17 protein-coding genes and 1 pseudogene are annotated in these 15,519 nt (G+C 44.2%); 3 read left to right on the top strand and 15 right to left on the bottom strand.

The genetic code is table 11. The features are described from left to right. Window positions 1-4: 4 nt before the first annotated feature. The 10 genes and pseudogenes from H6G17_RS05665 to H6G17_RS05620 form a co-directional block, all read right to left on the bottom strand. Window positions 5-343, bottom strand: coding sequence for a HepT-like ribonuclease domain-containing protein (locus tag H6G17_RS05665; protein ID WP_192154981.1), 339 nt, complete (start codon window positions 341-343; stop codon window positions 5-7). Beyond that, a complete protein-coding gene (locus H6G17_RS05660) occupies window positions 315-647 on the bottom strand; it encodes a nucleotidyltransferase domain-containing protein (RefSeq protein ID WP_192154979.1) in 333 nt (110 codons plus the stop codon). The genes H6G17_RS05665 and H6G17_RS05660 overlap by 29 nt, the downstream gene beginning before the upstream one ends. Before the next feature lie 447 nt (window positions 648-1,094). Then, window positions 1,095-1,511: a PIN domain-containing protein gene (locus H6G17_RS05655; RefSeq protein ID WP_192154977.1), complete on the bottom strand. Its 417-nt coding sequence runs from the start codon at window positions 1,509-1,511 to the stop codon at window positions 1,095-1,097. Continuing rightward, a complete protein-coding gene (locus H6G17_RS05650; RefSeq protein WP_192155133.1) occupies window positions 1,508-1,753 on the bottom strand; it encodes a hypothetical protein in 246 nt (81 codons plus the stop codon). The genes H6G17_RS05655 and H6G17_RS05650 overlap by 4 nt, the downstream gene beginning before the upstream one ends. A 143-nt stretch (window positions 1,754-1,896) precedes the next feature. Further along, window positions 1,897-2,235, bottom strand: a pseudogene (locus tag H6G17_RS32490) (type I restriction enzyme HsdR N-terminal domain-containing protein); the annotation flags it as partial. Window positions 2,236-2,623: 388 nt separating this feature from the next. Continuing rightward, complete coding sequence (locus H6G17_RS05640; RefSeq protein ID WP_192154975.1) at window positions 2,624-3,367, bottom strand: carbonic anhydrase; 744 nt, start codon at window positions 3,365-3,367, stop codon at window positions 2,624-2,626. Between the two features lie 103 nt (window positions 3,368-3,470). Continuing rightward, entirely contained in the window at window positions 3,471-3,767 is a 297-nt protein-coding gene (locus tag H6G17_RS05635; protein ID WP_015157004.1) for a nitrogen regulatory protein P-II family, read from the bottom strand. A 4-nt stretch (window positions 3,768-3,771) separates the two neighbouring features. Further along, the gene (locus tag H6G17_RS05630; protein ID WP_192154973.1) at window positions 3,772-4,743 is read right to left on the bottom strand and encodes a sodium-dependent bicarbonate transport family permease; all 972 of its coding nucleotides are present in this window, start codon (window positions 4,741-4,743) and stop codon (window positions 3,772-3,774) included. Window positions 4,744-4,999: 256 nt separating this feature from the next. Then, complete coding sequence (locus tag H6G17_RS05625) at window positions 5,000-5,641, bottom strand: Uma2 family endonuclease (protein ID WP_192154971.1); 642 nt, start codon at window positions 5,639-5,641, stop codon at window positions 5,000-5,002. 34 nt (window positions 5,642-5,675) lie between these two features. Further along, the gene (locus tag H6G17_RS05620; RefSeq protein WP_192154969.1) at window positions 5,676-6,302 is read right to left on the bottom strand and encodes a hypothetical protein; all 627 of its coding nucleotides are present in this window, start codon (window positions 6,300-6,302) and stop codon (window positions 5,676-5,678) included. A 118-nt stretch (window positions 6,303-6,420) separates the two neighbouring features. Between H6G17_RS05620 and cobU the strand changes: the two genes are divergently transcribed. Both cobU and H6G17_RS05610 read left to right on the top strand, forming a co-directional pair. Continuing rightward, complete coding sequence (gene cobU / locus H6G17_RS05615; RefSeq protein ID WP_192154967.1) at window positions 6,421-6,999, top strand: bifunctional adenosylcobinamide kinase/adenosylcobinamide-phosphate guanylyltransferase; 579 nt, start codon at window positions 6,421-6,423, stop codon at window positions 6,997-6,999. A gap of 111 nt (window positions 7,000-7,110) precedes the next feature. Further along, window positions 7,111-7,536, top strand: a complete 426-nt coding sequence (locus H6G17_RS05610) for a hypothetical protein (protein WP_192154965.1) — start codon at window positions 7,111-7,113, stop codon at window positions 7,534-7,536. Window positions 7,537-7,567: 31 nt separating this feature from the next. On the opposite strand, the gene H6G17_RS05605 is transcribed toward H6G17_RS05610, so the two are convergent. Further along, window positions 7,568-8,533: a ribonuclease Z gene (locus H6G17_RS05605; RefSeq protein WP_192154963.1), complete on the bottom strand. Its 966-nt coding sequence runs from the start codon at window positions 8,531-8,533 to the stop codon at window positions 7,568-7,570. A gap of 1,127 nt (window positions 8,534-9,660) precedes the next feature. On the opposite strand from H6G17_RS05605, the gene H6G17_RS05600 reads away from it, so the two are divergent. After that, on the top strand, window positions 9,661-12,507 hold the full coding sequence (locus H6G17_RS05600) for a polysaccharide biosynthesis protein (protein WP_192154961.1): 2,847 nt from the start codon (window positions 9,661-9,663) through the stop codon (window positions 12,505-12,507). 86 nt (window positions 12,508-12,593) lie between these two features. Here H6G17_RS05600 and H6G17_RS05595 read toward each other — a convergent pair whose 3' ends face one another. From H6G17_RS05595 to H6G17_RS05580, 4 genes are all read right to left on the bottom strand, one after another. Beyond that, a complete protein-coding gene (locus H6G17_RS05595; RefSeq protein WP_192154959.1) occupies window positions 12,594-12,755 on the bottom strand; it encodes a hypothetical protein in 162 nt (53 codons plus the stop codon). A gap of 207 nt (window positions 12,756-12,962) precedes the next feature. After that, window positions 12,963-13,832 (bottom strand): class I SAM-dependent methyltransferase, encoded by an 870-nt coding sequence (locus H6G17_RS05590; protein WP_199316531.1) that lies wholly within the window; start codon window positions 13,830-13,832, stop codon window positions 12,963-12,965. A gap of 36 nt (window positions 13,833-13,868) precedes the next feature. Beyond that, entirely contained in the window at window positions 13,869-14,753 is an 885-nt protein-coding gene (locus tag H6G17_RS05585; protein ID WP_192154957.1) for a DMT family transporter, read from the bottom strand. Continuing rightward, entirely contained in the window at window positions 14,750-15,514 is a 765-nt protein-coding gene (locus tag H6G17_RS05580; protein WP_192154955.1) for an SDR family NAD(P)-dependent oxidoreductase, read from the bottom strand. The genes H6G17_RS05585 and H6G17_RS05580 overlap by 4 nt, the downstream gene beginning before the upstream one ends. Between the last annotated feature and the right edge of the window lie 5 nt (window positions 15,515-15,519).

Genomic DNA, 15,519 nt, shown 5'->3' with positions numbered 1-15,519 from the left:
TAATTTACGTTTCAGGAGGAATTTGCGTCTTCAATTCTTCAATCAAGACCGGAATCTCATTTTGCACGACATCCCAAACGATATTGAAGTCGATCGCATCGTATTTATGTACTAGTCGATTTCGCATCCCGTTAATTTCTTGCCATGAAACGCTTGGCAAGGTCTGTCGGGTTGCTTGGGAAACTCGTCTTGCGGCTTCGGCAATCACCAGCAATCGTCGAATTACTGCATCTTGAAGCTGCACATTTTTCACGAACTCGTCTTTCGAGCATTGAGAAGTATAGGTCATGATAAGTTCTGCGGATTGCAGCATATCAAGCAGGAATTGAAGATCCCGTTGCATAAATCACTTGAGCAGAGGAAAGAATTTCTTGGCGGCGTAGGTAATTACGACTAGTTTCAACACTCTGACGGGTAATTAAGTCAATGTCTCGCTGAAAAATAGTCTTTAACTCTGCTTCCATCCGATCCAAAGTACTGAACGTGGGGCAAGCATCTGGATGAAATTGCACCATCACGTCAATATCGCTGTCGGGGCAGAAGTCGTCGTGCAGGACGGAACCAAATAGAGCAAACTCGATAATTTGCCAGCGATCGCAAAATTCAGCAATTTTCTCGATCGGTAATTCAATAGCAGTAATAGTCATGTCAGTTTTGCTCTCGGATCTTAAATTTGCTGATTCATTCATATGGTTGCCGTATAGTTACCTTTGTTTCATCAGTTTTGACCGCCCGTTCTACTAATGAGTGAATTTGCTACAGCGATCGCCCAAAAATACCAACAACGCCTATCTCAAATGCAATAGACAGCAGTAGATCAAAGAGATTAGAGGGGTGACGCGATGTGCTTATGCGGTTTGCGAAGCGATCGTCGCATATTTTAAAGTAGAGGGGTGCGATCGCCTTAAATAAATGCCTCAATCAAATGCTTGCCAAGTTACGGGTTGCAAAGTAGCTTTTTGACCTGGTTCTAAATATAAGCTGATAGTAGATGTTGGCATGGCGATCGCCCTAAAAAATACTTTTTGCCTGAGTGTATTTGATGGTTTTTATGTTCCGGTGCAGCAATTGATTATGCTGCGTCAATATTCCACTTACTCTAATGGCATAACCAAAAACTCCTCTGGCATTACTGCCGGAACTGAAGAAGCAGCAAAATCGGATGTGTTTCGGGTCACAATAATCTCTACTCCTGCGGCACTTGCGGCTTCACTTGTCACCGCATCTTCAAAGTCTGTAATAGAGCTTTGCAACGCAGATCGAATAACCTCGTCAGTTACGCTAACAACTTGAATGTGCTGCAATAATCTTGATAAAAGCTCTCGCGCTGCTTCACTGCCAACGTGACGACGCAAAATATAGAAAATATTCGTTACAGCATGACCTGAAACGTAACCTTGTACCTGCGGTTGCGTCACCATATTCAACGCTCGTGCAGAAGCTACAACAAATGGCTGCCGTTGAGCTAGAACATCGAGCAAAACATCACTATCAAACAACACCCGCCTCAACTATATTTTTCCTCCAGGTAGTCTACGTAAGACTCTGTGGGTTCTTCCGCACTCAACTGAATTACACCAATTAGGCTTTGAGTCCAAGGATCGAGATCTGCAAACGAATTATCTAAGCCTGGTTTTGGAGAGTTTAACAATAGCGTTTCTTGTTGAATTGAAGTCAATAACGACTGAACTAAACGCCAGCGATCGCCAATTGGTAACTGCAACGCCTGGTTTTGTAATTTCTGCAATGTCATCAACCCTTCTCCAAAACTCCCTACACTCATTGTAAATTGCTGTAAAATCAAATGAGCCGCCGCAAATAGCTGAGAATACCCAACAAGAAGCCTCTCGGCGGTCAGCTCCGTAGATTTGTGTATGCCTCTTTCACCTCTGATAACTAATGGTTGGTTGCTTTTTTTGGCTCACTTTCAAGCGATTCACTTTCGATCTCCTCATAGCAAAGCCACTGGCTTAGGTAATTATCGAGCAGTTGATTGAGTAAGGGACGGGCACTCCCGTAATTTTCTACAACACGACGGGAGGGACGACGATTGTGGGCGACACAATTACGCATTGCTTCAAAAATAAAATAAGGATCTTTGCATTCGTCATCTTTGTAGATTACCAAGTCGGCGTAGTCATTGGGAGTACGCCGTGGCACATTGACCTCAAACCGAATGCGGTTTGGATCGTATTCGTATTTGTAAATTAGCTCAGCCCAAAACTCAGCCCGAACTTTCTCCTCTGTATCGGACTATCGCTCAGAGCGATCGACAGCGATGTAGCGGATGCATTCCCTGTTGCCTTCGCCCGTAAGCTCAGCTTGACCGTCTTCAATTGCCTGTTCGAGATAAGTCTTAGGATTTTCCACAGACATTATTACTATTTGTTAACGCAAATTTTAGTCCAGCTATAGTTTAGTCTTGAATCGGCACACTCTTATCTACTGTCAGCTTAATTTTTGTATTCAACTATGCTAGTTTGGATTTGACGCACAACTATTTAATATGCAGAAACTTTCTGTCTGTTATACTGAGCAATATTTAGGGTGGCTATTTAGAAATTATTTGGATATCATCCTTTTTCGGATCGTAGGTGGAGAAATTCTATAAAATTCTTAAACCTCAAGTCACGATCGCGACTTCTCCGGTGTCTAAATCATATCGTCCGCCAACAATTTGCAATTTACCTTCGCGTACCAGTTGCATTAAAAGATCCGATCGCTCTAATTTCTTCACTTGGTAGCGCACGTTTGCTACAACTGCATTTTCAATTAAATCTTTTTCCGATTTATTATTTGATTTATAATCAAGTTGCGCGTTAGCGGAGCTTAACGTAGTTATCGCGGGTTCGATCGCTTTTGCAAAACTACCAATTTGACCTGGAAGTGGCTTGCCTTGAACTGCTGCTGTAACTGCACCACATCGTTCGTGACCTAGTACCATAATTAGGGGAGTCCCTAACATAGCTGCGGCATATTCTAAGCTACCGAGTGCTTCAGTAGTCACGATATTTCCAGCAATTCGCACGTCAAACAAATCGCCAATTCCCAAATCGAACAAAATTTCCGCTGGAACGCGAGAATCAGCACAACTCAAGAGAGTAGCAAATGGGTGCTGTGCTGTAGCCACTTCATGCAAGCGTGTCTGGGACTGATGCGGATGTCTCAGCTTTTGCTGCACGAAACGTTGATTTCCTGCCAACAATCTTTGCAATGCTGTATTAGGACTATCGGGTTCAATATCCTCTATAACTGCGGCTTGCGCCGATCGCGCGTAACCAAGTAAGCTACTTGCAGCAACGCTAAAACCAACACCTGCTATCTTTAAAAACTGACGGCGATCGATAAATTTATTCTTGCGACTCATAATCCTTCCTAACAAAGCAAGTAACTAGACAGCAGCACGCTAGCCACCAGCCACTAGTCACTAATAACTGATAACGTTTGTACAGATGTTACATGTAACGTCTCTACAGCGAGGCAATACATCTAACAGAACGAATCTCCATCGCATCGGAGATATAACAAGCGCCACCGAATTTATTCAAAACTGGTCGAATATTTTCTATGACTGGCTTCACTTGCTCTGGCATACAAAAAGCAATAATGTAGACATTATCTAATTGCGTTGCGTCTGCACCAGGACTTCTACCAACCACGTTGCGGATCACAGTGTGTGCGATGATACCTGCTTTATCCAAGCCTGCTAAAATTTTTGTCAGTTCTACCGAATCTGCAAGGACTTCTATTCTCTTGACTGCGTGCATAATTTTACCCCCAAAGCAGATTGATGCCGTACAAATACAAAGGAATTCCCACAATGATATTGAAGGGAAATGTCAGTGCTAGAGCGGCAGTCACATAAAGGCTGGGATTGGCTTCTGGTAGCGTCATCCTCATAGCAGCTGGAACCGCTATATAAGAGGCACTCGCACACAATACCGAAAATAAAAGTGCATTTCCCTGCGGCATCCCGATCGCTTTTGCTAAAAGTATGCCAATTGCCGCATTCACTATTGGTATCAATATAGAAAAAGAAATCAAAAACGTACCAGTTTTACCTAGATCTTTGATTCTTCCCGCAGCAACTAATCCCATATCTAGCAAAAAGAAGGTCAAGACTCCGTAAAATATGCCTTGAGTAAATGGTTCTTCTACCTTCCAGCCTTTCTCTCCTGACACTGCACCTATTATTAGGCTACCAACTAAAAGAAAAACCGAACTATTCAAGAAAGCTTCTTGCAAAACTTCTGACCAAGAAAAATCGTCATCTTGCTTGTCGATCGCAAATAGTTTTACCAAAAGCAGTCCGACAATAATTGCTGGGGATTCCATCAAAGCTAAAGCCGCTACCATGTAACCGCTAAAATCAATCCCTAGTTCAGTCAGAAAAGAACCAGCAGTAATGAAAGTGACAGCACTGATAGAACCATAGGTAGCCGCGATCGCAGCTGCGTTATACAAGTCGAGCTTGATTTTGAGAATAAAAAATGTATAAATCGGCACGATACAAGCCATCATTACTGCCGCCAAAAGGGTGAGTATGACTTCTTGACTGGCTCCGCTTTTGACAAGTTCGTTGCCTCCTTTAAACCCAATGGCAAATAGGAGATAAAGCGAAAAAAGTTTGGGTAATGGTTGAGGAATTTCTAAATCCGATTTGACAAAAACAGCTAACATCCCCAGAAAAAAGAACAGCACTGGCGGACTCAAAACATTAGACGCAATCAAGCTTACATCCATTCCCACCTCTCCTTGAATCTGCGGGAACAGACGCTCAAAACAGTTTTCAACATCACAAAACTTAATATTTTATCTTAAATGCGATCGCCGGACAATAATCTAGCAACCAAGGTGATTTGACTATTCTAATTCGGCAATTTCTACCAAAAAAAGAACAGCATGAAGCATAGTTTATCAGAAGATGCAACTTTTTCTACATTTGCCAGCACTCATTTATAAAGAGAAGCGGCACTGCAAATCTAACTTGCAAATCTAACTATTGTTGAAACTGAGACAGCAACCACGCGCTAACTCTACCATGATTCATTTGACGAGTTCGCCGCAAAGCTTCTTCTAATAAAGCAATTTCTAAACCTAGTAAAACTTGGGATTGTGTAATTCTTCTACTACCACCATTTGCCACAGAAAAGGCAAAAATTTCAATATTTTTTACATCGACAATCCAATATTCTGCTACTCCTAACTGCTCGTAAAGCAGACGCTTTTCGCCTTTGTCATCTGATAGAGAAGTATTAGCCACCTCGATCGCTAAAGTTGGTGGTGGATAGAGATCGAGATTAATAATTGTCGTTCCCCAAGGAATTGCTTCAGCATTGCCACCAATATAGTAAGATACGTCGGGTTGTGCTTCTCGAATACCTGTCTTCCGGTAGGTACAGTTATCTTTACCATTTAAATCTATGCCTTTTATTCCCGCCCAGAGGTGAACGGCATAAATAACTATCGTGTGGTCGCTAGCATGGTCGTTTCCCACTGGTGGCATTTCAATTCTCATCCTATCGTTGAAATAGTAGCCCTTGGCTTTCTCTAATTGCGGATTTTCAATTATCTGAATGTACTCATCCCAACTAGCTTTCACCCAGGTATCTGTTGGTAGCTCGATCTGCGGGATATTCATAAATCACCTCAGCACAAATTGATAAATTAACCTTTCAAAACTTATTGTTATCTTCTGCGATCGCACCTGGTTTAATTTGAGCTTCCAGTTGTCGTTTTTGGGCTAAAAGTTCTTGGATTTTACGATAGCGCGCGATCGCTACACTCAGCTCCAACAATTGATCCATAGGACAAGGATAAGACCATTGCTCACCGGAGGCATCAAGACCGCACACGCGATAGCTAGTTGGAGATAACGAGCGATCGCTGGATAAATCTGGACGTTCAAACACAATTTCTTCGATCTCGTCGTCCGATTCTGAAGCAAACGGATCGGCATCGATCCACCCATTGACAATTGGACCTTCGTAGTAAAGCGCTTGAATTTTCTGTGCTATCTGTTCTAGAGTGGCAACTGGTGCAGATCGTGGTTTTTCTACTGGAGTTTTGGTTGCTAAAGATGGATTGACACTACTAGCAGAAGATAGTTCGGGTAACTGAGGCGATTGGGGACGTTCGCTCTCGATTGCTGATGGTGAAGGTAAATCGACTTTTGGCGCTACTGGCAAAATCTGAAATGAAATCGGGCGATCGTCGGTGACAGTAGAGGATGCGGTGGTAGACTGCTTGAGCGTCTCTAGTTGGTCTAAAGTTTCGTGAATGCGTTGTAGTGCCTGTTTCATGTGTTTATATTTGGTGGCTAGTGGCTAGTGGCTAGTGGCTAGTAGTTAGTAATCAATAGGGTGTGGGGTGTGGGGTGTGAGTGGTGCGTGTTTTAATTGCGATTTACGACTTACAACAATGATGCCAACTTCTCCTTCGAGTCGAATTGTACTCGTTACTGGACCAACTAAATCTGGTAAAAGCGAATGGGCAGAAACTCTAGCAATGCAATCTGGAAAATCGGTAATTTACATTGCCACGGCTCAAACCAATGCTGACGATGCTGAGTGGCAACAGCGGATCTCCCAACACCGCGATCGCCGTCCTGCTAGCTGGTTAACCGTAGAAGCTCCAGAAAACTTAACCGAAACAATCGCCACAGCTCCCTCCTGTTGCTGCTTGCTAGTCGATTCGCTAGGAACGTGGGTAGCGAATTTGCTTGAGCAGGATAGCATTACTTGGGCAGCAACGGAGCAAAATTTAATCTTAAGTTTAGAGCGCTTAGACAATAAAGATGTAATTGTTGTAGCAGAAGAAGTTACTTGGGGTGTAGTGCCAGCTTATTCAAGCGGCAGGTTGTTTCGCGATCGCTTGGGTCAATTAGTCCGTCGCTTAGGAGCTATTGCCAACCCCGTTTACCTCATCGTCGGCGGACACGTCCTTAACCTCAGCCTGCTTGGTTCTCCACTACCTACCCCTTTAAACGAGAAACGATAGCATAGATTCAGAAGTCAGAAGTCAGAAGTCAGAAGTCAGAAGTCACATTTCTCACTTGTCCCCCTTGTCCTCCCCTGCTCCCTGCTCCCTGCCCCCTACTCCCTTTTCAACATGGCATCCACACAAGACGTTAGAAGATATCTCGCATACTGGTTTCAGTTAGGTAAGCATGTCGTCATCCGCGACGGACAAGAACGCTTGCTACCACAACCAACGATCGAAGGCGATCGCTACAGCCAAGCTTTTGAAGAGTGCTGGCAACGCATTAACGCACCTAATGCAGGCGACTGCTACTTGGAGGCAACAGAGGAATCAGTAGCCGATTTACTCACGCCAGAGTGGGATGTGTCTCCTTGCGCCCGTTGTGCTATGCCCGTACCCATGCGTAATGTGGGAATGCCTCCGGCTTGCTGTCCTTGCAACGACTTACTAAGTTGGCCCAACCTTGACGTTCCGCAGCCGCGATCGCCAGTTAACTCCCAAGTAAAGCTCAAAGATATACAACAACGGCTGATGTCAATGCGCGATCGCGGTTAGATAGCTTAAATAAATTAGGCACGCAGCTCAACTAGACTTTTGCCGCTTGCTTTTCTCCTTCTAATTGGCGACGACGGGGAATTTCATAAGTTAAAAAGTCGTGTGCCATTTCAGTGTTGGGAAAAATCGCCCGCGCTTCCTCTAAAAGATGTTGTAATTGAATATCATTACCAGGAGCGTAGCGGGGGCTAAAATGTGTCATGATTAACAGCCTGACTTGGGCAGCTAATGCTGTTTGTGCTGCCATCGTTGATGTGGAATGCAAACGTTGAAAAGCGAGTTCTGCATCGATATGAGAAAATGTCGCTTCATGGATCAGTACGTCCGCACCTTGGGCAAGGGATACTGCCCCATCGCAGAAAATTGTATCGGTGCAGTATGCTAGCTTACGCCCTTGTTCTGTGTCACCGCATAGATCGACTCCCCGAATTACCCGTCCATCATTGAGAGTTACAGTTTCACCCCGCTTCAGTTGACCGTATACTCTCCCAGGAGGGATGTTTAACGCCTTGGCTTTTTCGACATCGAACCGCCCAGGACGATCTTTTTCAGCAATCCGATAGCCAAAAGCGGGGACGCGATGCTCTAAGCGATCGCAACTCACTGTAAATTCTTCATCCTCGTAAACCATCCCAGGCTGTACTGTATGGACGTGCAGCGGGTAAGATAGATGAGTTTGAGAATAGCGACCGCAGGCGCGGAGATACTCTTCTAACTTTGGTGGACCGTAAATATCAATTCGGTGCGGACTACCCGCTAAACCACAGGTGGCTAGCAATCCCATTAAGCCAAAAACATGATCGCCGTGCATGTGAGTGACGAAAATGCGGTTAATTTGGCTAATTTTTAAGTCACTCCGGATAATTTGATGCTGAGTTCCTTCCCCACAGTCAAATAGCCAGACTTCTGCTCGTTGCGGTAGGCGAAGGGCAACACTAGAAACATTACGCGATCGCGTCGGTACGCCGGAACTCGTTCCTAAAAATGTAATCTGCACTGCGGCTGCTGTCGATCTACGACATGGCTGACGTATTCTTTATCTATACTGCCACGCGATCGGCAATCGTAATCCGCGAATCGGGGGATAGGATGTATTTTGACTTCTGAGTTGGAGACTTCCCTTTTGCCTCTCCTCAACCTAGTCGAATCAAGACCCAGTACGATGAGTTTTAGCTTTAGTATTTGGTAGATTCAGGTTGGTCGAGTTTTTGACATACTACAGTTGTGTTCTTATTTTTAGGTTTTTTAGGGCGATTTTAATTACAAAACGCTTTTTATTAAGATAAATCTAAATATTACCTGTTCTTGCTAGTTTTTCTAGTTGATGATTACTGCTATTTTAATTATTAATAACTGTTTTTATTGGTATGGTAGCTGTAAGCTCAGAAGGTTGTAATACCTCCCTATCTCCAATCTCATTTCCCGTGGTGCAGCTACAGTGGCAAAGCCTGTGTCGAAATTTGCAGTATTGCCCTAAAACCGGGTCGAATTCGAGCCAGTTTGGGTGAAGTTAAAGTTTTTCTTTCACCAAATCTATATGTATCTAAAAATGCTTCGTCAACTGTAATTTTACTGATATTCAGTCTCAGTAAAACTCAAAATTTTATGAATCTGCGGTAAAAATTCTTTCAGGGGCTGTGAAAGTTGTGGTAAACTCTTAGCGAGTGTTGATATATAGAAGAGGAGGAATACAAAGAAAAAAGTAATGATTAATAACTCCATTTTTTGCGGTCGGACTAGCAAAGTTTAAAGATGCTGATGTAAATCCTGGCATCATATTATTGATTTATCTACAACGTTAAAATCCATTCAATTAAAATAGAGCGTATTAGCTTTTTCTGAAAAATTGGATGAGAAGCTCGGTCTGATTTGGCGAGCATCCTGTCGTTGTGCTAGAGATATCTAAGCACTAAATTTCTCATGTTTTTTCAGATTTCAAAAATATCGTAGTATCCTGAATTGGGCGTAAAATGCCTGGATTGTTCGGCTATTTACTCCAATTGCCGAGTGTAGCGATCGAAAGCAGAGATAAGTATTCGTGCAAAAATTGCATCTAGTATCTGCTGCAAAATCTTAAGTAAATGATGCTTAAACTCTTCAATTTCCGAAGCGCCTGTCAACAAAATGAAAATCATAGTAGAACAAGTATCCAAAGCTTTATTGGGAATCAGAAATCGACATTTTATTATTCTCGACACAATCGTATTTTCGATCGCGCCAGTTCTAGCACTAAGCCTGCGCTTGGACGAATTTAACATTGGTGAAACCCTCAACACTCATGGGCTTCAGTTAGCGATCGTCTCTACACTATTTATCATCGTAAAACTAAGCATCTTATATAGTTTTGGTTTTTATCGACGGTGTTGGCGCTACGCTAGTATTGATGAGCTGACGCAAATCGTCATGCTGACGTTAGCAGCGATTGTCCTCGAAACAATAATTGTCTATGCCTTCAATAACTGGTCTAATTTTTCTGCTGTCTTGCCGCGATCGCTAGCGCTGCTAGATGGGATGCTCAGCCTGATCTTCGTAGGTGGACTTCGCTTGAGCATTCGAGTGGTCGAAAGAGCAAACTACAGGCAGGCTCAACCTAAAAGTAGCGAACGCTTGCTAATTGTTGGTGCAGGTAATGCAGGCGTGACAATTGCCCAACAGATGCAGCAGAACCCACACTTCAATCTTTACCCCATCGCTTTTATCGACGACGATCCGGCGAAATTACAATTAAGAATTCGCAGTTTACCTGTAGTTGGCGATCGCCATCAGATCCCGAAAATTGTCCGATCTCTGCGCGTCGATCGCGTCGCGATCGCCATGCCGAGCGCCCCTGGCGAAGTCATTCGCGAGATCTTAGATATCTGCCAATCGAGCGGCGTGCGTACCAGCACTTTACCTAGCGTCAGCGAGATCGTCAACGGTTTCAACGGTCGCGTGGCGATCGAAAGCATTCGCGAAATCAAAATTGAAGACTTATTGCGTCGGGAACCAATTCAAACAGACGGGCAGAAAGTCTCGCAGTTATTAACAGGTAAGAAAGTACTCATCACTGGCGCAGGTGGATCGATTGGTAGCGAACTTTGCCGTCAAGTCTTTCGCTGTCGTCCCGCAGAAATCATGCTGGTAGGACACGGCGAAAATTCGGTTTTTTACATTCAACAAGAATTGGAACGAGTCATGGAAGTGCTGCGGCAAGACGGCGCGATGCAGGGATATATGCCACGTCTGCGCGCTTTTATCGCCGATATTCGCTTTCCATCGCGCTTAGAGTATGCTTTTGACCAATTTCGCCCAGATATCGTTTTCCATGCTGCCGCGCATAAGCACGTACCCCTGATGGAGGTAAACTCACCAGAAGCGATTACCAACAACGTCTTGGGGACGAAAAACCTGCTCGATCTTGCACTGAGATACGATGTCAACCAATTCGTCATGATTTCTACGGATAAGGCAGTCAACCCAACTAATATTATGGGAGCCAGCAAGCGGACTGCCGAAATGCTCGTTCTGCAAGCAGCGCAAAAGAGCGGCAAACCTTATGTCGTCGTCCGGTTTGGTAACGTGTTGGGTAGCAGAGGTAGTGTCGTTCCTACCTTCAAGCAACAAATTGCTAAAGGGGGACCGATTACCGTTACTCATCCCGATATTCGACGTTATTTCATGACAATTCCCGAAGCCGTGCAATTAGTATTGCAAGCGGCGGTTGTTGGCTGTGGCGGAGCCATATTAATGCTAGATATGGGACAGCCAGTGAAGATTGTGGATCTAGCGAAAGATTTGATTCGGCTGTCCGGATTGCAGGTCGATAAGGATATTAAAATTCAGTTTACGGGGTTGCGACCAGGAGAAAAGCTATTTGAAGAACTGTTCATCTCTGGCGAACAGTACGAAAAAACAGAACACGAAAAAATTCTGATTGTCAAAAATGCCAGTAACTTTACGCCAAAAACTTTAAATTCTTTGGTAGAAGCACTGTGCGATGCCGCACGGCAAAATGATGCTCCGGCGATCGCCTTCTTATTACAACAGCTCGTACCTGAATATAAGCCACAAAACTCTCCAATTCCCAAACAATTACCTGCAAGCCAAGAAAAACTGCTGGATGAACTTATCGTTCCAAGATCGAAGCGGCAGCATATTCTAGATACGCCTATTGCTGCCCTCGATCGCCAGTCCAAAATTCAGCTACAGGAAATTGAGCAAGCATTCGAGCAGGGTGAATTTGAGATTCACTACCAACCGATTGTTGTGTTGCAAACCAATAGAATTGTTGGGTTTGAAGCGCTCTTACGCTGGCAGCACCCCACGCAAGGTATAGTTTCACCTACGGACTTTATTTCTGCTCTAGAAGCAACAGACGCGATTTCAACTATCGGCTGGTGGTCGTTGCGGCAAGCTTGTCAACAGCTACGCCTGTGGCAAGAGTGCTATCCCAACATTCCTTTGACTGTGAGCGTGAATCTTTCCAGCACCCAGTTCGCCCATCCAAATCTCGTGGCGCAGTTGGGACTCGTTCTGGAACAAACTGGATTGAATCCTCGAAATTTGCGTCTGGAAATTCCTGAAAGCGCCATCTTATCGGATATTGAATTTGCGAATCAAAGGGTTATCGAACTCAAAGCCTTAAACGTAGAATTACAGATTGATAATTTGGGTATTGGCTATTCATTTTTGAGCTTACTGCAAAGGCTCCCCAATCGCATGTGCTATGAAAAATTCGATCGCCTCAGCGTCGATCGTTCCCTCGTCAATCAGATTGATACTGATGAAGAGAGCTTGGAGATTTTGCGGACAATCGTGGCGATCTCCCGTAACTTGGGTGTAGAGACAACGGTAACTGGTGTAGAAACTGCGGCTCAGCTAGCACAACTCAACGCTCTAGAATGCCAATACGGACAAGGCTACTTTTTCGCCAAACCCATTAACAAAGATGCTGCCAGTACGCTGATTAATTCGCAATTGCAACCCTTATGAGGGAGCAGGGAGTCGGGAAGAAGAGAGCTAAGGGAGCTGGGGGAGAAACTACCAATTACCAATTACCAACCACCAACCACCGACTACTATCTACTAGTGACCTGATGAATGCTTCTGAGATAATGCACGATCGCCTCTGCGGTAGCAAGATTAGTTGCTAGTAAAATTTGGTTGAGATGGCACGATCGCATTAAGGTTTCCCAATCTTCCTGTTCCGAGCGTGGAAGTTCTAAGATGTCTTGTAACACGATATCTGAGTTTATCGCCGGAGATAGAATAAAGATTTCGCCCGTCGATAGAGCGGGAATTTGAATAAAAGTTGCTCGATCAAAAGCGATCGCGTGATTGTCATCTTGAATAAAATTATCGTTCGCCCCCTCGGAGTTTATAGACTCTTTGAGTAGTATGAATTGACAGTTTAAATCAATTTTTATTGATGTAAATTCCTAGAATTATTACAGACTACTTTCTTCTTTCTTCGCCGTTACTAAAAAAGAGCGTCGCACACCTTTAATTTCGCGTGGAGTCAGTTGAACGGCATACCGATTGTAATTTGCTCTGATGTCTCCTGGTTGAATAACTGAAGCATTCCAACCGCGAGTAGCAAACAACTGTTCTGGTTCATCTGTACCAAAACGCCAATGCTTGCTAATCAAGCCCTTCTGGTGTTGAAACCCAACCTGCCACGACTTAACGCTGACTAGATCGGCACCTAAGTAGCTGCCATCTGCACTCAATTGGGAAATAGTTTTGAGCAATTCATGCACTTCTGCCTCGCTGAGATACATCAACAGCCCTTCCATTACCCAAAGTGTGGGAGCTTCAACCTTAAATCCTTCTTGTAAAAGTAGATACGACCAAGGTTGAGTTAGGTCACTAGCGATCGCATGACGATGGCATTTCGCTGGTTTATGCTTGAGGATTGCTTCCCTATACTCCATTAGTTCTGGTAAATCTATCTCGTACAAATTTATTTCTGAATGGAAAGGCAGACGAAACGCTCTTGTATCTAATCCAACTCCTAGAAATACCACTTGATTAACTTTGGGCAACACAGATAAGATGAAATCATCGAAAAAGCGAGTGCGTACTGCAACAAACTGGATGCGAAGTTTATTGCCGCGAGGATTGCCACTATCTTCTCGTTCCCATTTTTCTCGCCAAGCTTGTCCAGTATCTCCAGCTAATTGTGCTGCCAGCGAGTCATCAAATAGGTGGTCTGGTCTTTCGGTTTCGATTGCTCGTTTGACAGCCATTACTAGGGCTGTGCGACAGACTTCATCTTGGATCTCAGGCACTTGATTGAAGATAGTTTCCTTTTCCATTACCTACGGTTTAAGTAATTGCAGTAGCAGTAGCAGTTAAATTTTCTCATCTTTTTTTGCGTACAGTCTAGTATCACTGGTCAAATTCACTATAAAAATACCTACAAGTGTAATTATTCCACCAATTACAGATAACAAACTGGGTAATTCTTGCAGCCAGATCCAGGCGATCGCGATCGCAAAAAATGGTACGAGATAAAGATAGCTAGCGGCTTTGGCGGCGGAAATTTGCGATAGAGTGTAAGTCCAAGTCATATAAGCGATCGCAGCAGGAAATATGCCTAAATAGGCGATCGCTAGAGTTGATTCTAAGGAAGCTAGCCGCACTGATGCTGTATCTGGTAAAAATCCTAGTAACGCGATCGTGCCACTCCAAATTGTATAAGTAGCTAACTCAAACGCACCGTACTTTTTCAACAGCGGTTTTTGTAAAATGAAATAAAATCCCTGAGAAATGGCAGCTAACACAATTAGCACCGCGCCGAAGTTGAAGTGAAATCCTCGTATTTCTCCCAGTGAAATTAAAGCAGCACCAGTAAAACTAATGACAATCCCCAGCCATCCCCGTGCTGTCAATTTTTCACCCAAAAAGGCTGTTGCTAATAAAGCAGTAAAAATTGGACTAGAAGCATTCAAAAGACTCGCTGCGCCTGCGGTGACAGTTTGTTGTCCAAATGCTAAACATAAATGGTAAGTGCTAATACCTAAAAATCCGCCAAGGGCGATCGCGGGTAAGTCTTTCACTTGTGGCAAACGCATTCGCGTCAGATATGCATAACCTACCAGGACAAGGGAGGCGATCGCAAAGCGCAAGGCAACTAAATGTTCGGGGCTGTAGCCGCGTAAACCTGCCCGCACGCCAGCAAAGCCAGAACCCCAGAGGATGAGAGTTACCAACAGAGCAAATAGTTTTTTATTCACGCTGCATGATAGCCCCCGTCTACATACAGCACCTCACCTGTAATGTATGAAGCTGCATCGCTGGCAAGGAAAATATATGCACCAAGAAATTCTTCTACTTTTCCTCGCCTTCCCATTGGCGTAAATTTCGTTACCCGTTGCTGATAGGGATCGTTTTCGTCATACTCAACGCCTACCATCATATTGTCAATGTACCCAGGCGCGACAGCGTTAACTCTGACTCCTTTTTGCGCCCATTCCACAGCCATTGTCCGCACCATTTGATTAATTCCTCCCTTAGAAGCGGCGTAAGGGACTAACCCTGGTATTCCTACAGCGCCAGCAATAGAAGAAGTCATAATGATACTACCAGCACCGCGATCGAGCATTTGTTGGGCGGCGAACTGGGCGCAGAAATAGTATCCCCGCAAGTTAATATCGATAATTTTGTCCCATTCTTCCGCTTCGTATTGCTCGGCAGGTTTGATAATATCGATGCCAGCATTGCAAATTAAGATATCGATCGCGCCATAATGCTCTATTGTTCGGTCTATGAGTTGCTGGCAACGATCGCGTTTACTGACATCAACTTCAACAGCATAGACTTCTAAACCTTGTGACTGAAACTCGCGTTGGGTTGCTCCTAGTTCCTCTAAATTCCAAGACGAGATAACCACTTTTGCACCACGTTCGGCAAAACCTCGCGCAATAGCTTTGCCCAATCCTCTACTAGAACCAGTAATGCAAACAACTTTACCCGCAACGCTGAATATATCTGTCATAAGTT

The organism is Chroococcidiopsis sp. [FACHB-1243] (genome assembly GCF_014696895.1).
Taxonomy (GTDB): domain Bacteria; phylum Cyanobacteriota; class Cyanobacteriia; order Cyanobacteriales; family Chroococcidiopsidaceae; genus Chroococcidiopsis.
This window is presented reverse-complemented; position numbering and strand designations above follow the sequence as displayed.